The organism is Pantoea sp. (genome assembly GCF_039594315.1).
Taxonomy (GTDB): Bacteria; Pseudomonadota; Gammaproteobacteria; order Enterobacterales; family Enterobacteriaceae; genus Pantoea.
Genome location: NZ_JBCNNP010000024.1, coordinates 1 through 26,805, shown reverse-complemented (window position 1 = coordinate 26,805; position 26,805 = coordinate 1). Strand labels below are relative to the sequence as shown.

The 26,805-nt window shown below is 52.5% G+C and carries 25 protein-coding genes and 2 pseudogenes; 17 read left to right on the top strand and 10 right to left on the bottom strand.

The annotated features are described in order from the left end of the window. Positions 1-231 precede the first annotated feature (231 nt). From ABDW13_RS14615 to ABDW13_RS14600, 4 genes are read left to right on the top strand one after another with little or no spacing between them, the layout of a single operon-like run. Positions 232-552: a PTS sugar transporter subunit IIB gene (locus ABDW13_RS14615; protein ID WP_343553287.1), complete on the top strand. Its 321-nt coding sequence runs from the start codon at positions 232-234 to the stop codon at positions 550-552. Next, a complete protein-coding gene (locus tag ABDW13_RS14610; RefSeq protein ID WP_343553286.1) occupies positions 552-1,871 on the top strand; it encodes a PTS sugar transporter subunit IIC in 1,320 nt (439 codons plus the stop codon). The genes ABDW13_RS14615 and ABDW13_RS14610 overlap by 1 nt, the downstream gene beginning before the upstream one ends. Positions 1,872-1,879: 8 nt before the next feature. Then, positions 1,880-2,209, top strand: a complete 330-nt coding sequence (locus ABDW13_RS14605) for a PTS lactose/cellobiose transporter subunit IIA (RefSeq protein WP_343553312.1) — start codon at positions 1,880-1,882, stop codon at positions 2,207-2,209. A 39-nt stretch (positions 2,210-2,248) separates the two neighbouring features. Further along, positions 2,249-3,688 (top strand): 6-phospho-beta-glucosidase, encoded by a 1,440-nt coding sequence (locus ABDW13_RS14600; RefSeq protein ID WP_343553285.1) that lies wholly within the window; start codon positions 2,249-2,251, stop codon positions 3,686-3,688. Between the two features lie 36 nt (positions 3,689-3,724). Here the strand turns inward: ABDW13_RS14600 and ABDW13_RS14595 are convergent, their stop codons facing one another. After that, on the bottom strand, positions 3,725-4,297 hold the full coding sequence (locus tag ABDW13_RS14595; protein WP_343553284.1) for a TetR/AcrR family transcriptional regulator: 573 nt from the start codon (positions 4,295-4,297) through the stop codon (positions 3,725-3,727). A 93-nt stretch (positions 4,298-4,390) separates the two neighbouring features. On the opposite strand from ABDW13_RS14595, the gene ABDW13_RS14590 reads away from it, so the two are divergent. Then, a complete protein-coding gene (locus ABDW13_RS14590) occupies positions 4,391-5,284 on the top strand; it encodes an ABC transporter six-transmembrane domain-containing protein (protein WP_343553283.1) in 894 nt (297 codons plus the stop codon). Here ABDW13_RS14590 and ABDW13_RS14585 read toward each other — a convergent pair. Then, a complete protein-coding gene (locus ABDW13_RS14585; protein WP_343553282.1) occupies positions 5,273-6,331 on the bottom strand; it encodes a YeiH family protein in 1,059 nt (352 codons plus the stop codon). The two genes, ABDW13_RS14590 and ABDW13_RS14585, sit on opposite strands and share 12 nt — an antisense overlap. Positions 6,332-6,683: 352 nt before the next feature. Between ABDW13_RS14585 and ABDW13_RS14580 the strand changes: the two genes are divergently transcribed. Continuing rightward, entirely contained in the window at positions 6,684-7,430 is a 747-nt protein-coding gene (locus ABDW13_RS14580; RefSeq protein WP_343553281.1) for a GntR family transcriptional regulator, read from the top strand. Between the two features lie 65 nt (positions 7,431-7,495). Here ABDW13_RS14580 and ABDW13_RS14575 read toward each other — a convergent pair whose 3' ends face one another. Together ABDW13_RS14575 and ABDW13_RS14570 are read right to left on the bottom strand one after the other, a co-directional pair. After that, positions 7,496-8,665, bottom strand: a complete 1,170-nt coding sequence (locus ABDW13_RS14575) for a UxaA family hydrolase (RefSeq protein WP_343553280.1) — start codon at positions 8,663-8,665, stop codon at positions 7,496-7,498. Between the two features lie 2 nt (positions 8,666-8,667). After that, complete coding sequence (locus ABDW13_RS14570) at positions 8,668-8,952, bottom strand: UxaA family hydrolase (protein ID WP_343553279.1); 285 nt, start codon at positions 8,950-8,952, stop codon at positions 8,668-8,670. 367 nt (positions 8,953-9,319) lie between these two features. Between ABDW13_RS14570 and hisD the strand changes: the two genes are divergently transcribed. The 4 genes from hisD to ABDW13_RS14550 are packed head-to-tail and all read left to right on the top strand — an operon-like array spanning position 9,320 to position 13,759. After that, the gene (gene hisD, locus ABDW13_RS14565) at positions 9,320-10,633 is read left to right on the top strand and encodes a histidinol dehydrogenase (RefSeq protein WP_343553278.1); all 1,314 of its coding nucleotides are present in this window, start codon (positions 9,320-9,322) and stop codon (positions 10,631-10,633) included. Positions 10,634-10,643: 10 nt separating this feature from the next. Beyond that, complete coding sequence (locus ABDW13_RS14560; protein ID WP_343553277.1) at positions 10,644-11,399, top strand: SDR family oxidoreductase; 756 nt, start codon at positions 10,644-10,646, stop codon at positions 11,397-11,399. Between the two features lie 17 nt (positions 11,400-11,416). Next, a complete protein-coding gene (locus ABDW13_RS14555) occupies positions 11,417-12,745 on the top strand; it encodes an MFS transporter (RefSeq protein ID WP_343553276.1) in 1,329 nt (442 codons plus the stop codon). A gap of 6 nt (positions 12,746-12,751) precedes the next feature. Continuing rightward, entirely contained in the window at positions 12,752-13,759 is a 1,008-nt protein-coding gene (locus ABDW13_RS14550; RefSeq protein WP_343553275.1) for an alcohol dehydrogenase catalytic domain-containing protein, read from the top strand. 63 nt (positions 13,760-13,822) lie between these two features. On the opposite strand, the gene ABDW13_RS14545 is transcribed toward ABDW13_RS14550, so the two are convergent. From ABDW13_RS14545 to yihU, 5 genes are all read right to left on the bottom strand, one after another. After that, complete coding sequence (locus ABDW13_RS14545) at positions 13,823-15,163, bottom strand: MFS transporter (RefSeq protein ID WP_343553274.1); 1,341 nt, start codon at positions 15,161-15,163, stop codon at positions 13,823-13,825. A gap of 89 nt (positions 15,164-15,252) precedes the next feature. Then, positions 15,253-16,680 (bottom strand): MFS transporter, encoded by a 1,428-nt coding sequence (locus ABDW13_RS14540; protein ID WP_343553273.1) that lies wholly within the window; start codon positions 16,678-16,680, stop codon positions 15,253-15,255. Positions 16,681-16,744: 64 nt separating this feature from the next. Beyond that, positions 16,745-17,752 (bottom strand): alcohol dehydrogenase catalytic domain-containing protein, encoded by a 1,008-nt coding sequence (locus ABDW13_RS14535; RefSeq protein ID WP_343553272.1) that lies wholly within the window; start codon positions 17,750-17,752, stop codon positions 16,745-16,747. Positions 17,753-17,779: 27 nt separating this feature from the next. Then, complete coding sequence (locus ABDW13_RS14530; RefSeq protein WP_343553271.1) at positions 17,780-18,664, bottom strand: aldolase; 885 nt, start codon at positions 18,662-18,664, stop codon at positions 17,780-17,782. A gap of 28 nt (positions 18,665-18,692) precedes the next feature. After that, on the bottom strand, positions 18,693-19,583 hold the full coding sequence (yihU, locus tag ABDW13_RS14525) for a sulfolactaldehyde 3-reductase (protein ID WP_343553270.1): 891 nt from the start codon (positions 19,581-19,583) through the stop codon (positions 18,693-18,695). A 159-nt stretch (positions 19,584-19,742) separates the two neighbouring features. On the opposite strand from yihU, the gene ABDW13_RS14520 reads away from it, so the two are divergent. The 7 genes and pseudogenes from ABDW13_RS14520 (at position 19,743) to ABDW13_RS14490 (ending at position 25,248) form a co-directional block, all read left to right on the top strand. After that, the gene (locus ABDW13_RS14520) at positions 19,743-20,639 is read left to right on the top strand and encodes a sugar kinase (RefSeq protein ID WP_343553269.1); all 897 of its coding nucleotides are present in this window, start codon (positions 19,743-19,745) and stop codon (positions 20,637-20,639) included. 29 nt (positions 20,640-20,668) lie between these two features. Beyond that, positions 20,669-21,451 carry a DeoR/GlpR family DNA-binding transcription regulator gene (locus tag ABDW13_RS14515; RefSeq protein WP_343553268.1) on the top strand — a complete coding sequence of 261 codons (783 nt, stop codon included), beginning with the start codon at positions 20,669-20,671 and terminating at the stop codon, positions 21,449-21,451. 51 nt (positions 21,452-21,502) lie between these two features. Beyond that, positions 21,503-21,928 (top strand): hypothetical protein, encoded by a 426-nt coding sequence (locus tag ABDW13_RS14510; protein ID WP_343553267.1) that lies wholly within the window; start codon positions 21,503-21,505, stop codon positions 21,926-21,928. A 38-nt stretch (positions 21,929-21,966) separates the two neighbouring features. Beyond that, positions 21,967-22,410 carry an NUDIX domain-containing protein gene (locus ABDW13_RS14505; RefSeq protein ID WP_343553266.1) on the top strand — a complete coding sequence of 148 codons (444 nt, stop codon included), beginning with the start codon at positions 21,967-21,969 and terminating at the stop codon, positions 22,408-22,410. Positions 22,411-22,591: 181 nt separating this feature from the next. After that, the gene (locus ABDW13_RS14500; RefSeq protein WP_343553265.1) at positions 22,592-22,996 is read left to right on the top strand and encodes a hypothetical protein; all 405 of its coding nucleotides are present in this window, start codon (positions 22,592-22,594) and stop codon (positions 22,994-22,996) included. Positions 22,997-23,205: 209 nt separating this feature from the next. Next, a pseudogene (locus ABDW13_RS14495) lies at positions 23,206-24,605 on the top strand (IS3 family transposase). Between the two features lie 244 nt (positions 24,606-24,849). Continuing rightward, the gene (locus ABDW13_RS14490; RefSeq protein ID WP_343553264.1) at positions 24,850-25,248 is read left to right on the top strand and encodes a VOC family protein; all 399 of its coding nucleotides are present in this window, start codon (positions 24,850-24,852) and stop codon (positions 25,246-25,248) included. Here the strand turns inward: ABDW13_RS14490 and ABDW13_RS14485 are convergent. Further along, positions 25,246-26,646, bottom strand: a pseudogene (locus ABDW13_RS14485) (ISNCY family transposase); the annotation flags it as partial. The gene ABDW13_RS14490 and the pseudogene ABDW13_RS14485 sit on opposite strands and share 3 nt — an antisense overlap. Positions 26,647-26,805: the final 159 nt, after the last annotated feature.

The window sequence follows — 26,805 nt, the reverse complement described above, 5'->3', positions numbered from 1 at the left end:
CCGAATTCTCATGATAACGAATCCTCCAATTGCGGCTTAACACTATCCTTATAAAAATTAAAGGTATCACTAACAGAATAATATGAAACCGGTTGCAGATTATTTTAATGTTAAGGGTTAAATATGAAAAACTCACAGATGAGTTGTGGATCACAAAAGAGATAAAATGAATCTGTAACCGGTTGCAGAGAATCCCATGACGCGCAAGAATTCAAAAAAAAGGAGGATGTCATGGTTAAAATTTTATTGTGTTGTTCGGCAGGAATGTCCACCAGCATGGTGGTGCAAAAAATGCAGAAAGCCGCGTCGCAGCAAGGTCTGGACGCGCGTATTGATGCGGTGGGCATGGAAGAGTTTAATGAAAAAATAGCAGAATATGACTGCTGCCTGCTTGGGCCACAAATTAAATACAAGCTGGCTGATTTCCAAAAACAAGCAACCGAATACAACAAGCCCGTAACCGTTATTAATACTATGGATTACGGCATGCTCAATGGTGAAAAAATTCTTAAGGCCGCGCTGGCCTTAATTGAATCACACAAGGAGTCATAATGAGTACATTGGCTGATTCATTATTTGGGGTGATCGAGAATAAAATAAGTCCGATTGCGGCTCGATTATCATCGCAACGTCATGTGGTCGCGATTAAGGATGGTTTTATTGCCTCAATGCCATTCTTAATTGTCGGCTCTTTTATGCTGTTGTTCTCGCATCCCCCATTTAGTGCAACCAGCCAATGGGGATTTGCACAGTGGTGGTTGGGCATCGTTAACAAATACAACGATCAGTTGATGATGCCGTACAACATGACGATGGGCATCATGGCGGTATTTATTACCGCGGCCATCGCTTATAACCTGGCACAAAGTTACAAGCTCAATGGCTTGATGGCCGCGCTGCTGTCATTGATGACCTTCTTAGTCGTCGCGGCGCCGCAGAAGGATGGCGCGCTGGCGGTCTCTTCGCTGGGCGGCGAGGGCATTTTCACTGCCATTCTAATCAGTTTGTACTGTACCGAAGTGATGCACCTGCTGGTGAAATACAACATCGGCTTCAAGCTACCGGAGCAAGTGCCGCCGAAAATTCGCCAGTCGTTCGACTTGCTGATTCCGATCCTGGTGATCTTTCTGACGCTTTATCCACTCAATCTGTTCATGCAGAGCCACTTTGGCATGCTGATCCCGCAAGCGATTATGTCGGTGTTCGCGCCGATCATTTCCGCCGCCGATTCCCTGCCTGCGGTGCTGATCGCGGTATTGCTCTGTCATCTGCTGTGGTTTGCCGGCATTCATGGCGCGGCGATTGTTGGCGGCATTTTGCAAGCGTTTTGGCTGAGCAACCTTGGGTTGAATCAGGAAGCATTAACCGCCGGTGAAGCGATCCCTAAGATCTTTATTGAACCGTTCTGGCAGTTCTTTATCACCGTTGGCGGTTCCGGCGCGACCATGGGTTTGGTGATTTTGTACCTGCGCAGTCGCTCGGCGCATCTGCGTTCGATTGGTCGTCTCGGCATGGTTCCCAGCATGTTCAACATCAATGAACCGATCATTTTCGGTTCTCCGGTGGTGATGAACCCGCTGCTGTTCATTCCTTTCATCACCACGCCATTGATCAACGCGGTTATAGCCTGGACGGCGACGCGCACCAACCTGGTTAACCATGTGATTTCGCTGGCACCGTGGACCACGCCTGGCCCGATTGGTGCAGCCTGGTCAACCGGTTGGGATTGGCGTGCGGTGGTGCTGGTGGCCTTCCTGATTGGGCTATCGACCTTGATTTACTACCCGTTTTTCAAAATGTACGAGCGCCAGCTTTTGCAGCAAGAAGCGGAAATGGTGCAAGAATCCCTGGCTGAGGAGATGAAGTCATGAGTGAGGTTCTGGAGATGGAAACCACGGTGATGGAGCTGATCATCCACGCCGGTGAAGCACGCTCAGCAGCAATGCAGGCGCTACAGGAAGCGAGAAAGCAAGATTGGGCCGCCGCCGATGCCTTGTTGCAAGACGCACAACGCGCAGCCCGAGAAGCGCACAAAATCCAGACGCAGTTGATTGGTGCCGATGAAGGCTGCGGCAAAGTGCCGGTCAATCTCATCCTGGTACATGCACAAGATCATCTAATGAACGCCATGTTGTGCCGTGACTTAGTGGAAGAACTGATTTATCTGCATCGTGAAGTGCAGGGACTGCGTAAAAGTCATGGGCAATAACGCCAAGAGAAACGTTAAATTGAGGTAAAAGGAAAGATTATGTCTGACAAATTACCAGCAGATTTTTTATGGGGTGGCGCGGTTGCAGCGCATCAGGTTGAAGGCGGCTGGAACGAAGGTGGCAAGGGGCCAAGCATTGTTGATGTGCTGACCGGCGGCGCGCATGGCGTTGATCGTGAAATCACCGATGGCATCATTCCCGGCAAACATTATCCGAATCATCAAGCCACCGACTTTTATCACCATTATAAAGACGACATCGCGCTGTTCGCCGAGATGGGTTTTAAATGCTTCCGGACTTCGATTGCGTGGACGCGTATCTTCCCGAAGGGTGATGAACTGACGCCCAACGAAGCAGGCTTGAAGTTTTACGATGATATGTTTGATGAGTTGCTCAAACACGGCATCGAACCGGTGATTACGCTGTCGCACTTTGAAATGCCGCTGCATCTGGTGAAGCAATATGGCGGCTGGCTCAATCGTGAGTTGATCGATCTGTTTGTGCGCTATAGCGAAGTGGTGCTGAAACGCTACAAACACAAAGTTAAATACTGGATGACGTTCAACGAGATCAATAACCAGCGTAACTGGCGTAAACCGCTGTACGGCTACAGCAATTCCGGGGTGATCTTTACCGATCATGAGAAGCCGGAAGAGGTGATGTACCAGGTGCTGCATCACCAATTTGTTGCCAGTGCACGGGTGGTGAAGCTGGGACACCAAATCAATCCTGACTTCAAAATTGGCTGCATGTTGGCGATGGTGCCGCTCTATCCGTGGTCATGCCATCCGGATGATGTGATGTATGCGCAAAAAGCCATGCAGGAACGCTATCTGTTCGGTGATGTACACATGCGCGGCGCGTATCCGTCCTACATCAAAAAAGAGTGGCAACGCCGTGGATTCAATATCGAAATGCAGCCAGGCGATGAGCAAATTCTGCGCGAAGGTTGCACCGATTACCTCGGCTTCAGCTACTACATGAGTAATGCGGTGGAATACGCCACGGCGACGCAAACCGCAGGAACCGCGTTAGAAGCTTTCCCTGGCAGTCGTAAAAACCCGCACGTGCAGGCGTCGGATTGGGGTTGGCAGATCGATCCGGTTGGGCTGCGCTATACGCTCAATGCGCTGTATGAACGCTATCAGAAACCGTTGTTCATTGTTGAAAACGGTTTTGGCGCGGTGGATAAGGTGGAAGCCAACGGCGAGATCAATGATGACTATCGCATCCGCTATTTAAGCGAGCACATTGCGCAGATGAAGAAAGCGGTGCTGGAAGATGGTGTCGATTTGATGGGCTTCACGCCGTGGGGATGTCTGGATTGCGTGTCGTTTGGCACCGGACAGTACAGCAAACGTTACGGCTTCATTTATGTCGATCGCAATGATGATGAAACCGGCAACTTTGCGCGCAGTAAAAAGAAGAGTTTCGATTGGTATAAGCAGGTGATTGCCAGCAATGGTGAGCAGCTGTAATTCTGGTCATTCGGTCGCCAGCAATGGCGACCTTACTTACAAAATCAAACTGACAAAATGTTCGATGTCCGCCAATGCAATTCGGCACTCTTCGGGCGCAGGGCGAATAATCAACAAATCGGCATAACCGTTCAGCATTGCACCCAATTGACGCGCGGCGCGTGCGGTATCCGTTTCCTTAAACGTGCCGTTTTTAATACCTTGTTCAATAATTCCCGCAATCACGGCAATCCATTTCTGTGTGACTAACACGGCTAAATCCGCGTAAGCATCATCATGTGCCGCTTGTTGCCACAGCGAACCATACAACTGCCATGATGCGTCAGCGGCTTCCGGCAAAAAGCTCACGATTAACGCATTAAGCTGATCGCGCGAAGAGAGCGCTTGGGTCTGCTGCTCAAACTCTTCCAGTTCACGATGGATGAAGCGTTCCAACGCCTCAATACACAGCGCCTGCCAATCGCTGAAGTAGTGATAGATATGGCTGCGCGAAATGCCGACGTGTTCGGTAAGATCGCGCGTGCTGGTTTTATCAATGCCTTTCTCGATAAACAGCACGATGGCCGCGTCGAGGATCTTTGCTCGTAAAATCTCTTTTGATTCTTTCATCCATTCTCTCGCGTTGACTTTGAGCAAGTGCTCAAATACACTCGCCGAGTTTGAGCAACCGCTCAAAATCCAATTTTAACAGAACAAAAGATAATGGAAACTTCAAATATTGGCGTGGCAATTCCGCCACATTCCGCTTTAATCACGCTGAAACAGCTGGGCTATCGCCACAGAAAAAAGCTCGCGTTAACATTTTTGTTGGTCATCGCCGAGAACCTGACCTATCTGCTTTACCCGCTGCTGGCCGGGTTTGCCATCAATGCCATTATGTCTGGCCAAGCGCTGCACGCGGTTTTATATGCAGTAATGGTATTCGTGATGTGGGTGATTGGCGCAGCACGCCGCAGTGTGGATACACGCACCTTTGCACGCATTTATGCAGAATTGGCGGTGCCGGTGATCGTCGCGCAGCGCAAAGAAAATCACAGTCATTCCACCGTCGCCGCACGCGTGGCGCTTTCGCGTGAGTTTGTCGATTTCTTCGAGCAACATCTGCCGCTGCTGATCACTTCGGTGGCTTCAATTACCGGCGCGGCGGTGATGCTGTTAATCATCGAGTTTTGGACCGGCATGGCGTGCGTGGGAATTTTGATCGCCTTTGGCATTTTCTTGCCCGGTTTTATGCGCAAGAACGAAGCGCTGTTCCGACGTCTCAACGATCGGCTGGAAAAAGAGGTGGCGTTTGTCAGCAGCGCATCGCCGTTTTCACTCACCAAGCATTATGGCGTATTGGCGCGCCTGCGCATTGGGCTTTCGGACCGCGAAGCGGCGGGATATCTGATTATTGGTACGGTTGCAGCATTGCTGTTCGCGATGACTATTCTCACCATGTCCTGGTACGGGGTTTCCGATGCCGGTCATATTTATTCGGTGATGACTTACATGTGGATGTTTGCGATGAGCCTCGACGATGGCCCGCAACTGCTGGAAAAATACTCGCAGTTGCGGGATATCGGCAGGCGCGTTAACACTGGTTTAGTTGAATAGATGGTTCACCGCTAAATTCACGGCTGCGCCACCAACAATTAACCACACGAACAATATCAACCCTAGCAAGAATGGGCGCACGCCGGTGCTGGCGAGTTGGCTGATGCGAGTGCTCAACCCTAATGCCGCCATTGCCATCGCCAGAATCACGTTGTCGAAAAGGTTGATGGCAGCAACGGCAGACGCAGGCAGCCAGTGGAACGAGTTAAAAATCGCCACCACAATGAACCACAGCGCAAACCACGGGAAAACGATGGCTTGTTTGGCGCTGCCTGATGCATCGCTGCGACGGCTAATCATCATGCTGAGCAGCAACAAAAACGGCGCCAGCATCATCACGCGCAGCATCTTCGCAATTACCGCTGCACTTTCGGTTTCTGGACTAACAGCATGTCCTGCCGCTACCACTTGCGCTACTTCATGCATGGTTGAGCCGGTATAAACGCCGAATTGACTGAGTGAAACGCCCGGAATCATTGGTGCCAGCTCATGCCAAATGATCGGATATAAAAAGATGCCGAGCGTACCGAAGATCACCACGGTGGCGACGGCAACCGACACTTTCGACGATTCTGCTTTAACCACCGGCGCAGTCGCCAGTACGGCGGCGGCACCGCAAATGCTGCTGCCCGCGCCAATCAGCCACGCGGTTTGACGATCAAGCTTCAACAACCGTGCGCCTAAAACGCAGGCAAGGGCGAAAGTGCTACTCAGCATAATCACATCGATGATCACCCCGCTGAGGCCGACATCCATTACTTGCTGAAATGTCAGGCGGAAACCGTAAAGGATGATGCCGAGACGCAGCAACTTCTGTTTAGCGAACTGCACGCCTTCATCGCAGTGCTGCTGAATCCCCGGATACAGCGTGTTGCCAATCACGATACCCGCGATGATCGCCAGCGTCAGGGCGCCCAAACCCAGCCCCATCATGGCGGGCTGATTGCCCAACCACGCGGTCACGAAGGCAATAGCGGCGGTAAGCAATACGCCAGGAATGTAACGTTTTACATCGTGGTGATAGCGAGAAATTGAAATGTCAGCCATGCGATTCTCCTCCTGTATAGGATTAAGAGTGCCGCACCCGCCTTATAAAGAAAAATTCATTATAACGTTATGCTTAATCGGAATATCAGTTAACCAACATGCTGCCGGTTATGGATTCGCAATTTAACTAATTATAATCAATAAGATAAATATAAATCGTTCTGTTCGTCTATCTCGGCTGTTCATACTGCATCTTCAGCTCTACTTGGGATATTTCGCGAGGCAACTCACAAAACCTAGAAAAGAGTGATGCGAATCCAGCATTTTACCCAGCAGACAGGCTCGCCACTCCTCTATATGTCATAGTAATCTTCAGGCAGTTTTTTCTGGGTGTTTGTTGCAGGAGTGAAATATGAATTCTGAAATCTCTGCATCTGCGGAAGTGAAGTCTGCGATCTTTCAGCCGCTCTATCTGCAAATCAGTCAGCTATTGTTGGAACGCATTGCTTCAGGCGAATGGCCAGCGGGAACCTACATTCCCAGCGAAGCCAGTCTGGCGGAAACCTATAACGTCAGCATCGGCACCTTGCGCAAGGCGTTGAATGAATTGGTCAGCAACAACGTGGTAATCCGTTATCAGGGTAAAGGTACGGTGGTGGCGGCACATGATTCCGATAGCGCACTGTTTCGCTTTTTCAATGTATTGCGTGACAGCGGCGAGCGTTCATTACCGCTTTCACGCGTATTGGCACGTCATCTACGTTCCGCCTCGGCAGAAGAGGCGAACGCGCTGGATATCGCGCCGGGCAGTAAAGTGATTCACATTTGGCGAGTACGCGATTTGGATGGTGCACCGGCGATTTTGGAGCACGTTTACGTTGACGCCGCGCGCTTCGCTGGCCTGGATCGCGATCCCGAAATTCTGCCGAATACACTTTATCAGCTGTATCAACAGAAATACGCTTGCACTGTCGCCAATGCGCATGAGCAGATCAAAGCCATCAATGCTGGGCCAGATGAAGTGCTGCATCTTGAAGCAACAGAAGGCGAAGCGCTGCTGCGGATTCATCGCATCGCCCGCGATTTTCAGGACAAACCGGTAGAGTACCGCGTATCAACCGTGATGACGCGGCATCATGCTTATTTTAATCAGCTTTGAAGTGGGATTTGTTCAGGAATTTATCAGGGATGAAAAAACGCCCGCCGCAAGCAGCGGGCACCAACTCAAGCACTTTCAAAAATACGCGTCAGCACGAACTCGCGATGACCCAGCGCTTCGGCGGCAGTCAGTCGGCCATTGGCGGTGCGCAATAGAGATTCCAGCAGCGCGTCACCGGCACCATCCAAATTCATTTCGCGGCGCAGCACGGCGGAAACATCCACATCAATGTGTTCTGACATGGTACGCACGGTACGTGGATTGGCGCAGACTTTGATCACCGGCAAAATCGGGTTGCCGATAACGTTGCCTTGTCCGGTTGGGAAGAAGTGTGCGACATAACCGCCCGCCGCGCACAGCGTGACCATTTCAGCCGCCGCGGATGAGGAATCCATAAACCATAATCCCGGACCGCTTGGCATTTCCGCTTTATCCAGCACGCCATCAACCCGGCATTTTTTGCCGATCTTCTGGATATTACCCAACGCTTTTTCTTCGATGGTAGTCAGGCCACCTTCGATGTTGCCTTTGGTCGGTTGCGACTCCGAGAGATCGCTGGTTTTCCAGCGGTCGATCATCGCGCTGTAGCGATCAAACATAAATTGGAACTTCTGGCGCACATCATCGTTAGCGCAGCGTGCCGCCACCAAATGTTCGCCGCCGGTCAGTTCTGAGGTTTCGCCGAACAACAGGGTGTTGCCGTTTTCATACAGGCGGTCAAACAAATTGCCAACCGAAGGATTGGCGCCGCAACCGGAGGTGGTATCCGATTCGCCGCATTTGGTAGAAACCCACAACTCGCTGATATCACAGCTTTCACGTTGCAACTCAGAGGCATATTGCGAGAATTCACGTGCTTTACGTGAGGCTGCGCAGATAGTGTTGTGATCGCCGTTTTGTTCTATCCAGAAACCGGCAACTGGCTTGCCAGTGGCTTTGATGCCGTCGACCACGCGTTGCGTCCAGCCGGGCTCGATGCCAATCACGATCACCGCCGCGACATTCGGATTGCAGCCGGTGCCAATCAGCGTGCGGAAATGCAGCTCCAGATCTTCACCGAACTGCAAACGTCCATACGGATGTGGCAGGGCGATGGTGCCTTTAATGTTGTTGGCAACCGCTTCGGCGGCGGCATTGGAGATATCATCCACTGGCAGCACAATCACGTGGTTACGAATACCGACTCGGCCATTTTCACGACGATAGCCAGCAAATTTGCGTCCGTTGATTTCCATTGTTACCACCTTTTCGTTTTAACGTTATGTACGTGCAGATGCTCGCCTTGCTTGATTGCTGCTACCACGCGACCAATGTCTTGACCGTATTTGATCACGGTGTCATTCACATTCAGATCGCGGATTGCCAGTTTGTGGCCAATCGGAATGGCATCTTTCACTGCAAATTCAATGGTTTTGTTCTGATCCATGATCCAGCCGGTGAGGGTTTGGCCAGCTTCAATTCCTTCCACCACCACGACTCCCACTGAGTCGCCGTCATCGTGTACGACAAAATCAATACTCATCACTGCCTCCGCTTATCGTTCAACAATTGAACTCATATATATGACATATGATAGATAAATGCAGATGGCAAAAATTATTTGATATGCGCAGATGGTTTTGCGATCCGCTTCACGATCGTCATGGCAAAGCGCGCAAATTAAAGGATGAAACGGCTAATCACTAAAAACGATGAGGGATAATGGTTTAATTTATAAGGATTATCTGGAGGTAATCAAAATGTGATCGCCCTAGTAATTCTGCATATCGAATACGATCCTGATCACTTTTTGTTCACATTGCTTTTGCAGTTACACCCGCCGCTCACTATAGATAACGATAGTCATGTATATGACACAGGAATCCCATCCCTTACTTCTGGAGTGACGTATGTCTGTAAGCTGGTTAAAAAAAGCGATTAAAACGCCGGATTCCAATACGGCAGAGGCGCGGCAGGTAGTTGAAGAGATGCTTGCCACCATTAAAGATCAGGGCGAAGCGGCGGTGCGCCATTACGCTCAAAAACTCGATAGCTGGACTGGCGACATCATTCTTTCGCCGGAACAGATCGCCACGCAAATTCGTGAGGTTCCGGCCGATGTCCGTCGCGATATCGATTACGCCATCGATCAGGTTTATGCCTTTGCCTGTGCGCAACGCCAATCGGTACAAGATTTTGCAATCACGCTGCCATCCGGATTAGTCGCCGGGCAAAAAGTACTGCCGGTTTCTACCGTCGGTTGCTACGCGCCAGCCGGACGATATGCGCACATCGCCTCGGCGTATATGGGTGTTGCCACGGCTCGCGCGGCGGGAGTGAAGAACATCATCGCCTGTTCCGGCCCGTATTTGGGGCAGAGCATTCATCCCTGCGTGCTTTACGCGTTTCATCGCGCTGGCGCTCACACCATTATGACGTTGGGCGGAGTGCAGGCGATTGCCAGCATGGCGTGGGGATTGTTTACCGGCAAAGCCGCTGATGTAGTGGTTGGGCCGGGTAATAAATTTGTTGCCGAAGCCAAACGTACCTTGTTCGGCCAGGTCGGGATTGATGTGTTTGCCGGGCCATCTGAAGTGGCGGTGATTGCGGATGAACATGCCGATGCGGATATCGTCGCCAGCGATTTAGTTGGCCAGGCTGAACACGGCCACGAATCGCCGGCGTGGTTATTCACCAATTCGCGCGAGTTGGCTGAACAAGTGATGCAAAAAGTGCCGCAATTGATTGATCAACTGCCGCCAGTGGCGCGCGATGCGGCGAGTTGCGCCTGGCGTGATTACGGCGAAGTGATTGTTTGCGACAGCCGCGAAGAGATGGTTGAGATTTCTGATCGTTATGCCTCTGAACATCTGGAAGTACATGCAGCGGATTTGGACTGGTGGCGCGATAACCTCAGTTGCTACGGCTCGCTGTTCCTTGGCGAAGAGACCACGGTGGCGTTTGGCGACAAATGTAGCGGCCCCAATCATGTACTGCCAACCAAAGGTGCCGCGCGCTATTCCGGCGGATTATCGGTGCACAAATTCCTGAAAACCCTCACCTGGCAACAGATGTCACGCGATGCGGTGCCGCAGATTGCGCAAACCACCGCACGTATTTCGCGCATGGAAGGGATGGAAGCCCACGCGCGGACCGCTGAGGTGCGACTGGAAAAATACTTCGCTGGGCAGAGTTTCCAGCTTGGATCACCGGTTACGCGCTGAGGAGAACGCTATGCATCCCGCAACGTTATTTGATTTAAGCGGTAAAACCGCGCTGATCACCGGCGGCGGCAGTGGCATCGGTTTTGCCATGGCGCAAACGCTGGCCGCTGCCGGTGCGCAGGTAATTCTGGCGGCGCGTCGTGAAGCGCCTTTGATTGAGGCGGTAGGGCAACTAACGCAACAGGGCGGCGTTGCGCGTTATTTATGCGCGGATATCGCTCAACAGGCTGAATTGCAGGCGTTAGCCGCTGAATGTCGCGCTGTCGACATTCTGATCAATGCGGCCGGCGTCAATCTGCGGCAGCCGTTTGACGAGGTTACTGAAGCGGCGTGGGATCAGCAGTTGGCGCTGCATCTGAAAGCGCCATTTTTCCTGACGCAGGCGCTGGCACCGGCGATGGCGCAGCGCGGCTGGGGTCGAATCATCAACATCGCCTCGCTGCAATCGCAACGCGCATTTGATAACAGCGCGCCGTATGGCGCCGGTAAAGGCGGCATTGTGCAATTAACGCGCGCCATCGCCCAACGCTGGGGGCGCGACGGCATTACCTGCAACGCCATCGGCCCCGGCTTTTTCCCCACCGCGTTAACCGGGCCGGTGTTCAACGATCCGCAACTACGTGATCGTCACGCCGACCGCACCTGTTTAGGGCGCAACGGCGAAATGCACGACTTACAGGGCGCGACTTTGCTGCTTGCCAGCAACGCCAGCGCCTATATCACCGGGCAAACCTTAATGATTGATGGTGGCTATAGCGCTATCTGATCGCAGAGGAATACATCATGCAAAAACCTGCTGCCGGCAACTTGCGACGCGTCACGCTGTCGAGCCTGTTCGGTTCGACTATCGAATGGTATGACTTTTTCCTGTACGGCACCGTCGCTGGAATGGTGTTCAACAAACTGTACTTCCCGGAAGGCGATCCCTTTATCACCACGCTGCTTTCTTATGGCGTGTTTGCGATTGGCTTTCTAACCCGACCGTTAGGCGCGATCATTTTTGGTCATTTCGGCGATACGCTGGGGCGCAAAAAGATGCTGATCCTGACGTTAGTGATCATGGGCGGTGCGACGGTGTTTATCGGCCTGATACCCAGTTATCACCAGATTGGTTTGTGGGCACCTTGTCTGCTGATTCTCTGTCGCTTGATTCAAGGCATTGGACTCGGTGGCGAATGGGGCGGCGCGGTGCTGATGACCTTTGAATCCGCGCCGGAAAAACATCGCGCCTTCTTCGCCAGTATTCCGCAGGTCGGTATGTCGCTGGGCTTATTGCTGGCGGCCGGTGCGATTGGTTTGGCCTCGTTCCTGCTGCCTGATGAAGCGTTTATGTCGTGGGGCTGGCGCGTGCCGTTCCTGCTCAGTGGCGTATTCGTGATTATCGGCACTTATATCCGTAAAAATGTGGCGGAAACCGAGGACTTCCTCAAAGCCCAGGAAGCGCAGAAACATGCGCCGAAACGCATTCCGTTGGTAGAACTGTTCCGTAAACACACCAAGCTGGTGTTCACCTGCATGGGCATGCGTTTAATCGATGGCGTGTTCTTTAATATCTTCGGCGTGTTTTCGCTCACCTACCTGACGCAAACACTCAATATTCCGCGCGATCAGGCAATTGTGGCAATTCTCGCCAGCGCATTTGTCATGAGCTTCTTTATTCCGTTCTGGGGATACATGGCAGACCGCTACGGACGTGCGCGCATCTTCGCCATGGGCGCAACGCTTTCGGCGCTGTCAGCGTTTCCGTCGTTTGCTTTGATGCATAACCATCCCGACAACATCTGGATTGTCTGGACGGCGATTGTCATTCCGTTCGGCATCTTCCATGCCGCGGTGTTTGGCACGCTCTCCTCGGTGTATTCAGAGTGCTTTGACGCTTCCGTTCGCTATACCGGTATCTCGTTCGCTTACCAGATTTCCGGCGTGTTTGCCGGTGGCTTGACGCCGGTGCTGGCGACCATTTTCTCCGATATGTTGGGCGGACGTCCGTGGCTGATCTGCGCTTATGTGCTGGTTATCGGCCTGACAAGTGCCGCTTGCGCCGTGTATCTGTGGCGACAAACGCATGGCGCTGGCCGCATACCGGTTAACGGTTCTGTGCTGATTAAGTGAGGAATTATGAAAACGCTGGTGTATAGCCGTCCGTATGAGATGGCCATTGAGGAGCGTCCTTATCCGCAGCTAAAAACCGGAAGTGATCAGGTGGTGATTCGTATTGGCGCAGCCGGGATTTGTGGTTCGGATATGCACGCGTTTCACGGCCAGGATCCGCGCCGTCAACCAGGTTTGGTGCTGGGGCATGAGTTGGCCGGGGAAATTGTCGAAAGCCAGTCGCCACGCTTCAAGCCGGGCGATCGCGTTACCGCCAATCCGCTGATTACCTGTGGAGCTTGCGAATATTGCCGCCAGGGACGCGATAATTTGTGCAGCGATCGTCACATGGTAGGCATGGATTGGCCGGGTGCGTTTGCTGAATACATGGTGATCCCAGCTCGATCGGTGGTGCCGCTGCCAACGGGAATTTCGGTGAATCACGCGGCTCTGACTGAGCCAGCTGCCACCGTGGTGCACGCGATGCGCTTAACCCAGCGAGCACTGACGCAGCCGCTGGCAGAAACGCGGGCGTTGGTGATCGGCGGCGGTGCGATCGGCATGTTAACGGTCTTAGTGCTGCGGGCTTGGGGATGTCGCCACATCACGCTGGCGGAAACCAATGCCTTGCGCGCGCAAGCAGCGGAGCGCCATACCGGTTGCATCAGCATTAATCCGCTGACAACCACGCTCGACGAATCCAGCTATCAAGTGGTGATTGATGCGGTTGGCGCCGCACCTACGCGACAATCGGCGATTCAGGCGGTGAAACCGGGTGGCGTGATTATGCATATTGGTTTGCAAGCGTGGGCCAGTGAAATCGATATGCGCAAAATCACCTTGGGCGAGATCACGCTATTGGGCACTTATACCTACAACATGGACGATTTTTGCCTGACGTTGGCGATGCTGGAACAGGGCGCGTTGGGCGATCTTGCCTGGGTTGAAACCCGCCCGTTAAGTGAAGGAGGACAGGCGTTTGCCGATTTGGAGTCGCAGCAGGTTTCGGCGGCCAAGATATTGTTGATCCCATAAACAATCGTAGGGTCGCCATTTATGGCGACCACTTTTTCAACACGACGCGCATAAATGCGCATCCTACGGTGAAACGCATTCTGACACGCCGTGCTTTCTCACCTGCTTCACCGTTGCGTTAATCTTCCATACGCAGACAAATGAAATCAGCGACACCAGCATCATAAACATCCCCACCAACCACGGCTTGCCGTTGCCGAGCAACAACAATGTCGCGGCAATAAACGGGCTCATGCCGCCGAGAATCGATGAAAACTGATAGGCAAATGACAATCCGGTGTAACGCACGTGCGTACCAAATAAACTGGCAAACAGCGTCGGTTGCACCGCGAACATCATGGTTGGGCCAAGGTTATAACCGAGCACCATGCTGAGCGTGATGATGAATGCGTCCTGCGTATTCAACAGCATAAAGAACGGTAGGGCGTAGATGACGCAGAATCCGGCGCTGATCAGATAAACGCGCCGTTGCCCAATACGATCCGACAACCAGCCCATCAGCGGGCAAGACACAATGCCCACCGCCGAGGCCACCATCATGCCAGTCAGCGGCACATCGCGCGACAGCATCAACTGAGTTGAAACATAGACGATACCAAAAGCATTGATCACGTTAGACGACACGCTTTCTGCCAAACGCGCACCAAACGCCAGCCAAATGGTGCGCGGATGTTCGCGGAACAAGGTCACGATCGGCAACGGCGTTTTCTTCGTATCGAGCTGCGGACGGTTGCGTTGGAAATCCAGCGTTTCATCGGTATGCAGGCGGATAAACAGCCCGACGATCAGCATCACGGCAGATAACCAAAACGGAATGCGCCAGCCCCAGGACATGAATTGCTCAGGCGTCAGCAAATGGGTGCAGAGCGCAAACACGCCGGTAGCCAGCATCAATCCCACCGATGCTGCGGCTTGCGGCAGCGAACCAAAAAATCCGCGCCGGGTTGGCGGTGCGGATTCAATGGTCATCAGCGCCGCACCACCGTATTCGCCACCGAGGCCAAAGCCCTGAATCAAGCGCAGCACCATCAGAATGATCGGTGCCCAGATGCCAATGCTATGCCAACTGGGAATGCAACCAATCAAAAAGGTTGAGGTGCCAACGATAATTAGCGTCCAAATCAGCGTCACTTTACGGCCAATTTTGTCACCAAAGTGACCAAACACCATGCCGCCGAGTGGTCGGGCGAAGAAACCCACGCCGAAGGTGGCAAACGCTGCAATGATGCCGGTATTCGGCGCGCTTTCCGGGAAAAACAACGGGGCGAAAATCAGTCCGGCGGCGGTGCCGAAAATAAAGAAGTCATACCATTCCAGCAGCGCACCCGCAAAGCTGCCCATGACCACACGGCGCATCGGTTTTCCGCGCAGGCCGTGTTGCGTAGATGATGCAGAGTCAGACATAACGCTTCCTCTCCAGATGTGAGAAAGCTGCGGGAACGCCCGCAGCAGGGTACGGTAAGACGGCGTCGGTGCGTGCCGACGCCTGGTTTTTATCTTTTTAGACTATTGAGAACTTCGGCATCTTCGGCATCAACGTTGGCACCCAACGGTTCCCATTTGATCAACAAACAGGTCAGGAAACCAATGAACGGCACCAGCGCCATCCAGTAAAACGCGTCCGTTTTCAGTGCGCCCCACAGCATTGGCCAGAAGATCAGCCCGGCAATCGCGCCAGTGCGCATAATCGCACGTGCAAAACCGACGCCAGAAGGGCGAATGCTTGGCGGATATGACAACGTGGCAATGGTCATGCCTAATCCGCCCGGTCCCGCTGAGTGGAAGAAAATAATGGTGCCGAGCAAGCCGAGCGACAGCCACGGATTGGTGGTTGCCAGCGCACCTAACGCCAGCAGCGCCAGCGCCACCACCGCAAAGCCATACATCGACTGACGACGCGTGCCGAAGCGTTGCAACAGCAGCGAACCAATCAATCCACCGGTAATGCCGCAAGCGGCGTTAACAATGGCCGAACCGGTTAACGCGCCGCTTAATCCGCCACTGAGAATACCGGCCAACGTCAGCGGCAGATACACGCCGACCGCGTTGTATTGCCAGGCTTGCATGGTCGCAACAATACAGCCCAGCAGCGTGCGGCGGCGATAACGTGCGTTGAAAAGCACGCCATAGCCGGCTTGCACGGTGTTTTCTGTTTCCTGGTTTCGCTGTGCCGGTGTTTCTGGCGCCACGCTGGCATGCACGTTGTAGCGGTTACGCAGAATCTTACAGGCTTGATCGTAATGTCCGGCGCGCGCCGCCCACATTGCAGATTCGCCGATAAACACATAGCGCAGCACCATGATCAGCACCGCAAACAGCGCGCCAATAAAGATGCCGTAGCGCCACAGTTGCGCTTCCTCAACGCCGGAAAATAACAACGGCAACAGCACCAAATAAACCACGGTAGTTGAGACATACCACGCCATTTGCCACAGGTTGACCGAGGTGCCGGTTTTCTTTGATTTCGATCCGCGCAACTCGGCAACCGCGTTGGTGGCGAGCGGGAAATCAATGCCAAGGCCAAAGCCCATTACGATGCGGCAAACCAGCACCCACCAGATATTCGGGGCGATGGCGACAGCGGCGGCACCGAGGGTGCACAGCGCCATGCCGATGAGAAAGGCTTTGCGCTGACCAAAACGGTTGATCACCCGGTTCGCCAGCAAACCGCCAATCAACGCAGCGATCAGCACCGATGCGTTGACGGTGGCCGCGAGCCCCGGCGAGATACCAAATTGCATGGCGATATATTTGTTGCCAAAACCGACCATCGCCGCCTGGTAAGCATCAATCAAGATGCCGCCCAGCGCGATAAAGACAATCCAGGTGTTGGCACGCACCGCCGAATTTTCATTAACAATGTCAATGACATCCTGCGGGCGGCGAATAGTGTAGGGGGTTGGAGAGATAATCTGCGCCATCACGTTATCCTTTTTCTTTGTTATCAATCAGGGGCATTACATGCCCCACGGATATTGATTGTTGTTAGGCGTCTGCGAACTGAAGCAAGACTTTGATGGAGTCATTTTGTTGCGCCCGCACAAAGGCTTGGTCGGCTTCGCTTACCGGGAACAGATCGCTGATCAATTCGCGGGTATCGAAACGGCCATCGGCCAGCCAGGCGATCACCTCATCGAAATCTTCCGGGATGTACATGCCTGAACTGAGCAGGTCACGCTCGAAACGTTGCATCATCGGCAACGGAATCTCGCGCGGGCCGCCGGGTACGCCCATGCACATCACCGTGCCGCCTGCGTAAACCCGCTGGAAGGCTTCGTTGAGTGTGGCCTGCGCGGCGACCACATCGATTACGCCGCTAAAGCGCATCTCTGCGGGTAACTCGCCCGGTGCGAAGGCACGCGCTGCGCCCAATTTGACCGCCAGCTTGCGTTTGGCGCCATCCGGTTCAACCACCGTGACATCGCCGGCACCCATAATGCGCAACGCCTGCACAATCGACAGACCAATCGTGCCCGCGCCAATCACCAGAACCTGTTCCAGCGAGGTTTGTGGCATACGGCTAACGCAGTGACGCGCGCAGGCTGCCGGTTCGGCAAACGCCAGGGTTTGCAGCGGCAACGATGCCGGAGCGACATGGCAATTGCGCGCTGGGACAATGTGCTGTGAACGGGCAAAACCCGGTGCGCGGAAACCTGCCACCTGCGGCGGTTCGCAGTGGTTAAACTGTCCGGCTTTGCAGGCGCGGCATTCCATACACGCCATGATCGGATCGACCACCACGTGATCGCCGACGTTAATGCCGGTCACGGCGCTGCCCACTTCCAGCACGCGCGCGGCAATTTCATGCCCCGGCACCAACGGTGGTTTGGCAAACGGATGGTGACCCTGTAACACGTGCAGGTCAGAACCACAGATGCCAAAGAACGCTGGTGCAATGCGCACTTCAGATGGACTTAACTCACGCCAGTCTTGCTCAACCGTTTCGGTTTGAACCTGGTTAATATCGGAAAAAACAACCTGAGTAATCTGCATATTGTTCTCCATGATGCTGGACGCGAATTAGCGTTGAGCAATGCCTTCATCAACAATTTCGGCCAGACGTTGCAGGCGAGGCACTGACACGTCGCGCAACATGGTGTTGGCATCTTGAGCGCCAATCACCGAAGCCCACACCGCGCGACCCGCAAGGAAACCTGAAGCACCGGCCTGCATCGCCACGCTCACCGCGCGGCCAAAGATGTTGGCATCTACGCCAGAAGAGAGAATCACCCATGGCATGTTCATCTGATCGTTAAGACGTTGGCAGGCGCTGAGCAGCGCTTGTTTGTCACCTTTGCCGCCCAGTGGCATTTCAACTTTGTACAAGTCAGACCCCGTATCGCCCAGCTCCGCCGCGGCTTGCACAATCGCTGCTTCACGGTCAAAGTGCCAGCCACGACGCGGTGGACGGACTACTGGCTCAATGATGCTGACCAGTCCGGCGCTACTACACAGCTGATTGAACTCCGCCACCATTGCCAGACGCTGTTCGGCAGGCTCATCTTCACGCCACAGCACCAGCAGTTTCAGTGCGCGGCCACCCATCGCTCGCACCGCATGCGGATCGATATTGCGGTCAATCTCAACGCTATCGACCGGAATGCCGTTGCCTGGCAGGAAGTTATCCGCGGCAACAATCAAACCGCAATTATCTGCAACGGCTTGTTGCTTGACGATTTCATCCAGGCAGAACTGTTTATCGACCAAAACCGCCGAGGCATAAGGCGTTAAGGTGCGCGCGGCGGCCACTTTGAACTCGGTTAATACACTATCGTCAATCGGCGCAGGCTGGCCAGCAGCCGCAAACATCAGACGCATCGCTTCACGCTGATCCACCGCCAGCATGGCAAAACCGCCGTTTGGACGGGCAATATCTTGAAGGGTAAAAGCAGGTTGGCTAGACATAGATCTCTCCTGGCAAAACAGTTAAGGATTAAAGGGAATCGGGACGATTAGCGAGCTGGCGAACGTGGGAAAGCAGGGCGCTCCAGTCTTGGCGGCCACGGCCTTGTTCACTGGCGGCGCGATAATAGACTTCGGCCTTGGCACCCATTTCCAGCGGCGCTTGAGTTTGTTGCGCGACATCCAACGCGATACGCAGATCCTTGAGCGCCAGATCGACCATAAAGGCCGGCGAGAGATCGCCTTTGAGCACTTTGTTTGGCCAGGTGGTGGTGAAATGGCCTTTGCCCGCTGCGGTGCCGCTCATCACTTTGATGGCAACATCAAGGCTTAGGCCGAGGGATTCGCACAATACCGCCGCTTCTGCCGACAGCGCGTTAAGCGCGATACTCATATAGTTGTTGATCAGCTTGACGCGAATCCCCATGCCAGGGCCGCCCGCGGCAATCAACTCATTGCCCATGCACAGCAGTACCGGTTTAGCACGTTCAACTTGCTCTGCTGTGCCGCCCGCCAGAATCAGTAAGGTGCCATCTTTGGCGTTATCAGAGGTGCGGCCGACCGGCGCATCCATCATGCTGAAGCCGTGTTGCGCTAATTCGCTAATTAATTCATCGCATTGCAGTGGATGAATGGTGGACATATCGACCATTAATGCATCGCGAGAAAGCTGTTCGCATACGCCATCTTTGCCCAGCAGAACATCGCGTACGATGTCGCCATTTGGCAGCATGGTTATGACAAATTCGGCATCACGTGCTGCATCGGCTGGACTGTGCGCCGCCACCGCGCCGAGTGTGACTAACTGCTGAATCGTCTTTTCAGAGTGATCAAAAACGCGCACTGTATGACCGTGCTTAACCAGATTGCTGGCCATGGGGTAACCCATTTGTCCCAGCCCAATAAAACCGATGGTGGACATAACATTCTCCTGGTGTGGCGTGATTAGAAATGGCAATTTCTGTCTGTTTTTGAGCATATTTGTAATTCAGGCAACATAACGGGACGAGGATCACTTTTTTGATCATTTATGTCATTACAATGCGCATTAAACGACAACATTAATCACTTGGTGACAAAAATGATCAAAATAGCCTGTGTTGGCATTGCTGTTCTCGACCGTCTCTATTTCCTGCCGCGTTTGCCTAATGAAGGTGGCAAATATGAAGCACAGCGCTACCAAGAGTGCGGCGGCGGGCCTGCGGCAACAGCGGCGGTGACTATTGCGCGGCTGGGCGCGCAGGTCGATTTTATCGGTCGTGTTGGCGATGACGCGGCGGGGGAAACCTTGATAGCGGAGTTGCAAAGCTGGGGAGTTAACACACAGTTTTGTCGCAAAGTGGTCAATGCCGAATCGACGCATTCCACTATTTTGGTCGACGAGCAGGGCGAACGGATGATCGTCAATTATCCCAGCAAAGATCTGCCCGCTGATGCCGACTGGCTTAAGGCGATTGATTTCACACAATATGATTTGGTGCTGGGTGATGTGCGCTGGCATCAAGGTACGCACGCTGCGTTTAGCCAGGCGGCGCGCGCTGGAGTGCCAACTTTGCTGGATGGTGATGTGACGACACAGGACATCACCGATTTGGTGGCGTCAAGCACTCATGCGGTATTCTCAACGCCGGGGTTAGCACGCTTCGCCGCGACTGAGTTTGCCGATGCGGGATTAGCGTTTGCCGATGCCATCGCCCCAGGAATCGTTTATGTGACACAAGGCAGTGATGGGATAAAGTGGCGCGAGGATGATCGTTTGTGTCATATTTCTGCCTTCAAGACAGATGTGGTGGATACCACAGGCGCCGGCGATGTATTTCATGGTGCGCTGGCATTAGCATTGGCAGAAGGACAAGCGAAACTAGACGCGATCCGCTTTGCCAGCGCCGTTGCAGCGCTAAAATGCACCCAACCGGGCGGGCGTGCAGGTATTCCTGACCGCCAACAAACCCGCACATTTTTGTCACAGTTTGAGTAAATCTGTCGATTATGGCGATCGGAGGGACAATGAGCGCAATTGAGATGACAGGCAATCCCCGCCACGATCAGTTAATCAGCCTGATTGCTGAACGCGGCTACATGAATATTGAAGAACTGGCGCAACTGCTGGATGTTTCCACGCAAACCGTGCGCCGCGACATCCGCAAACTGAGCGAACAGGGACTGATTACACGCCATCACGGCGGTGCAGGGCGCGTTTCCAGCGTGATGAATGTCGCCTTCGAACAGCGCGAGTTGTCACTGACGCGTGAAAAACAGTTGATGGCAGAAGCCGTCGCGGATTTTCTGCCTGAACGCTGTACGGTATTTATCACCATTGGCACTACGGTTGAAGCCGTGGCGCGCGCGCTGGTTTATCGCAACGATCTGCGCATCATCACTAATAGCCTGCGTGTTGCCGACATTCTGTATAAGAATCCCGATCTTGAGGTGATGGTACCCGGCGGCACGCTGCGACCGCACAATGGCGGCATTGTCGGCCCGAATACGGTGAGTTTCGTCGAGGGTTTTCGCGCGGATTATCTGATCACCAGCATCGGCGCAATCGACAACGATGGCACGCTGCTGGAATTTGATGTCAATGAAGCCACCGTAGCGCGCACCATGATGTCTCACGCGCGGCAAACATTATTGATTGCCGATCACACAAAATTCTCCGCCTCTGCCGCCGTTGCGGTGAATAACGTACGCTCTGTGCATGCGTTCTTTACCGATATCACACCACCGGAAGGTTTCGAACAATTGTTGCTGGAAGAGCGGATTGAGATGTTTCGGGTTGATGCTGGGTGAAGTGTGCCTGCCGCTCTGAAGCACTTTTTTATATAAGTCGTGGAATTGAAGATGATTGAAATTGTCAGCGGAGCAAGAACTTTAAGGCTTTCACCTTTCGAACGGGACATCACGCCAGAAGCCCCAGAATATGACTGGATCAGGACCTATATTGAGTACCAACTCCCTGCATTAAAAACGCAATTTCAAGCTTCTTTCAAGATAGGAGAATTAGCCGATTTAAAGGATTCCCTCAATACACTGTATCAATGTTTACGTGATGGAACCGACCATAGTAATGTGTTTTTTGAGAGTATGGAAAACCAGCTTACGATTCACTTTATAAACATGCGTTATGGATCTGTTGCTATCGAATTGACTCTTCGACCAGAGAATCCAGCTGAAAGTGTGACAGTGAAAGATTCGTTTGGAATCGACCAAAGTTATTTTCCATCGTTGCTTTCCGGTCTGGATGAGATGATTAACTGGGGAAAGTAAGCAAGTTTTCTTATTTTGAGTGATCAAGGAATTATCCAGTGCGTACCCGTGATTCAGCCCGCTTGCTTATTATCAACTCCCACAACCAGGTTTTATTATTCAGGTTCAGGCATGAAAATGATGCGCTGGCGGGTAGAACATACTGGGCGACTCCTGGTGGAGGCGTGAAATCAGGAGAGACTTTTGAGCAGGCAGCAATCCGAGAACTCAGAGAAGAAACCGGCATTTATGTTAACGATGTGGGCCAGTCGTTAACGACGAGAACTTTTGAAATGACACTCCCTAGCGGTGAGGTAGTTCTGGCGAATGAGCGATTTTATTTAATTAAAATTGGTGATGAAGATATAAACAACCACGAGTGGACTGAATATGAAAAATCAGTCATTGATAACTATCACTGGTGGAATCTCAATGAATTGCGAAATACTGACGACGTAGTTTACCCCTCAAATATTCCTGATATCTGCTCAATACTGGATTAATGACCAAAATTAATTTAGGGCTAATCTCTGTCCAATCATGGTGAGAACCCGTATCGACTGTCGGAGTTAAATTTTCGGAGGGAATACCGAAGGGTAATGATAAATATCTAATGTGAATGTGATTGATGCCGATAACGAAAACTTATTGGCTACGAAACACGCATGACTCATGGAGAACATAATGAAAAAGGCAATGCTAACATTAGCTATTTTTGCTTTGGTCGGTTGTGCAAGACCTTACGGACCGACAACTTCAATAATTAACGATCAAGCTGTCACGCCCAATCCGAGCAAGAAACAAACCAAAATCAAAGTTTTTAGGATGAAGCAGTTTAGGGAGAGCATTCTCAGTTCTTGCCAGTTTATGATCGAAGTCGACGGTAAGATGGTCGCAATGCTAAAACAAAACCAATATGTCACAGCGTATGTAGATAACGGCACGCATTACCTTGGCTTCAGCGACACATGTTATTCAACGGAGATAACAGGGCGTAAAGTGCTCGAAGTCATCGCGGATGGAGCTCCACAAGAATACTCAACTAAGATTGGTGCTTATGGCGCATTTCTCATGTGGCGCACGCAGTAATTAATTGCTGATATCGGCATGACGCTGCTACAGCTAATCTGCGATAAACGTGGATCCGGTTAACTTCGTTCATCGTGAAAAACTCCGCACCAGAAGCCGCCATATCAGGATCCTCAGCAGGTAGCCCTGGAAAAAGGACGATAAAGCGGACATCTCAATATAGCCAGAGGGGAGTGCGGATGTTTTCCTGGACCTTCAGGAGATGATTTATGCATTCTTATGAGGACCGGATTCGCGCTGTTGAACTCTATTATCGATATGGCAGAAAAGCGTCCGTAGTAGTCAGGGAATTAGGTTACCCTTCCATAAAACAGCTCGGCCGCTGGGTCCGTATTTATGAAGAGAAGGGTGATTTACCGAGAGAATTAAGGCCAAGGTAACGCTACACGCATGCGCAGAAAGTCGCCGCTGTTGAGCATTATCTTACGCATGGTGGATGCCTGGCTTTCACTTGCCGCGCCATCGGATATCCCAGCAGCGAAGTGCTTAAACGCTGGGTCACAGAGATTTATCCGGGACGACGTCCGCTGATTATTCGCTCGAATACCAACAAATGCTTCAGTCCGGATGAAAGAACCCAGGCTGTTCGCGCACTATGCAACCGGCGCGGAACGGCTCTTAAAATTGCACAAAATATAGGCGTCAGCGTTCCGGTTCTGTACAAGTGGAAGAAAGACTTAATCGACGATGAGGCTTATCAATCCATGCGTAAACGTAAATCAGGCTCTCCGGATAAAAACCAGGATGCACTGCATGAAGAAGTCGCACGGCTCAAACAGCAGGTCCATCAGCTGCAGCTTGAACGTGACATTCTGACTAAAGCGAATGAACTGATAAAAAAAGACATGGGCATCAGCTTCCAGACCCTGAAGAACAGGGAGAAAACCCAGGTCGTTGATGCCCTTAAGGAAATGTATGCTTTAGCTGAGCTGCTTAATGCATTGCGACTTGCGCGCAGTTGCTATTTCTATCACAAAGCAAAGCTGCGTCGGCACGATAAGTACGCTGAAATACGCGTGGCGATGACAAAACTCTTTGACGGGAATTACCGTTGCTACGGCTACCGGCGTCTGCACGCGATGCTGCGTGAAAATAACACTTATATCTCCGAGAAGGTCGTCCGCAGGTTGATGACTGAAGAGCAGCTTGTTGTTAAACGAGCCGGAAGGCGTCGTTACAGCTCTTACTGCGGAGAAATCAGTCCGGCACCTGAAAATCTTCTCGCCAGAAATTTTCGATCCTGCAGGCCAAATGAAAAGTGGCTGACCGATATAACCGAGTTCCAGATCCCAGCAGGCAAAGTCTATCTATCACCAGTTATTGACTGCTTTGACGGCAAAGTGGTGAGCTGGACGATCGGAACGCGTCGGGACTAATAAGGTCCATGTCGCGCAAAGGTTGCTCATCTGATAACGCAGCGTGCGAAGGCTTCTTCGGGCGGATCAAAAATGAAATGTACTACGGCAGAAACTGGGCGGGTGCAACGCTGGAAAATTTTATGTGCTTCCTGGACAGGTACATACGCTGGTATAACGAGGAGCGTATTAAAATCTCATTAGGTGCAATGAGCCCGGTGAAGTACCGGCAGCATCTAAGGATCTCAACATAACCAGTCCAACAAAATATCCGCATCTCCCCCGTACGACATTAGCGCTTTGGAGTAACAATTAGTGTTGAAGCTAAGCAGAGATGGCCGGGTTCAGGCAAAACTGAGATGTCCAATATATAAAATGTAGATGCTCAATGAATTTATGTTAAATAAAGTTTTTTTCAGTGCTGTGCCATTTGCAATATGTGTGGCAGTCCACAATTATTATCGCTGGTAATCAGCCTGCGAGGTAGCCGTGTCTGTAATGAAAATTGACCATGTTCATCTCTATGTGAATAATTTAGAAGTGGCCGAGGTCTGGTACAAAGAAGTGCTGGGATTTGTTCGTGATGAGTCCTTGTTATTCTGGTTTACTCAGGGGGGACCTTTAGTTCTGAAGAATAATGAAGCGGCGCTTTCACTTTTTGAAAGACGGCACCAGTCTCCAGGGCATACGGTGGCCTTCACTATTAAACCTTGTTATTTCAGTGAGCTGATGAAAACGCTGTCGTCTCGTGCAATTCCCTTTACCGTCAGCGATCATCAGGTCTCAATGTCTGTTTATTTTGAGGATTTAGCGGAAAATAAAATTGAAATGACGTCTTATGAATATCATGAGGCCCGCAAGAATATACAGAGTTATTACGGCAAGGCATTCATCTGAATGCTGCGGAAATATATCATGACTTCGAGACTGTAAATCAATCAGCGCTTCAACCAAATCATCTTCATTAACCGCACGTTGCCGCTTTTTAGCTGGATCTTTCTTCGCAATCCTGCGGCTTGGTCCATGACCTTCCGGAAGTGCCTGAGACCGCGTGTTATCACGTTTGTCCTGCATCAGCTTAGCCACGGCCAGCGCATGGCCAAGCCGCTTGTTATCTACGATCGCACCCTGATCAACTTCAGACATCCGGTCGTAGGCAGAGTAGGGAAGAACAGTGCCGTTGCTTCTGAGTTCAACGCGGCCATCCGGGTACTGCCAGGCATCCAGATATTTTCCCATCGCGCGGCGGCTGTCATCGTTATCCTCAAGCAGCAACAGCATTTTATCGTAGCGGACCGTCAGCGCCTTCGAAACCTTACGCGGTTCGCGCCAGGTAAATATCTGGTTCAGGTTGTCGTCAGCATCGAGCGGACGGTGCACGTCAAAATCATGCCTCGGTGCCTTCGCGAAACGCCGGTTGTAGTCCGCTATAAACTCTGCGGCAAAGGCGTTAGCCGCGTCAGGCGTACTGATATCACGCAACCTGAGTTCCTTAACCAGCCGGTCCTGCAACGTAAGATGCGCACGCTCCACGCGGCCCTTGGCAGAGCTGGTGTTGGCGCAGATGCCCGTTATGTTCAGCTCGTTCATCGCACGCCCGAACTGCGTCTGACCGTCGCCGCCAGCCGCATTTTTGTTGTTGATGCGGAAAACGCTGGCCTTGTCGCTGTAAAATGCCAGCGGCTTGCCGTGCTGTTCAAGATAGCCGCGCGTGGCTTCAAAGTAGGTGAACGTGGACTCGGAGCGGACGAAGTGAAGCTGCATCAGGCGGCTGGTCGCGTCATCCACGTAGACCAGCAACGTGCAGGCCGGGCCGCGTTCCTCGAACCAGCGGTGATCGCAGCCGTCAATCTGTATCAGCTCGCCAACGCAGGCGCGCCGGTAGCGAGGTTGCTGAATTTTAGGGGCGCGATGCCTGCGCGGGATCCAGAGGCCTGACAACATCATCAGCTTGCGTACAGTCTCTTTAGACAGCGTCACGCCGTGCAGCTCGGCCAGCTTCTCGCAGGCGAGCGTCGGGCCAAAATCAGCGTAGCGTTCGCGGATGATCTGAATCGCACGTTCAGCGAGGCCAGCAGGCAGCTGGTAGTTGCTGGGCTTACCGCGCCGCCGATCGGCCATACCCAACGGGCCGCCTGCGCGGTAGCGCTGGAGCAGGCGGCGACAGTGCCGGTCGGAAATGCCAAGACGCTCAGCTGCGAGATGTGTTGTCAGCCGCCGGTCGACGACGTCCTGGATAACTTTAAGCCGGTTAACTTCGTTCATCGTGAAAAACTCCGCACCAGAAGCCGCCATAACAGGTTCCTCAGCAGGTAGCCCGAAGCGGCCAGGTCAGCTTAGCTCATAACGGCCAGGTCAGCTTTGCCTCTATAATTAGTGTCTATCCATTATTAAGATGTCGTCTTCATAGCTAAGTTAAAGTGTCATCCTTTACATGGACAGAGTCTGGTTATC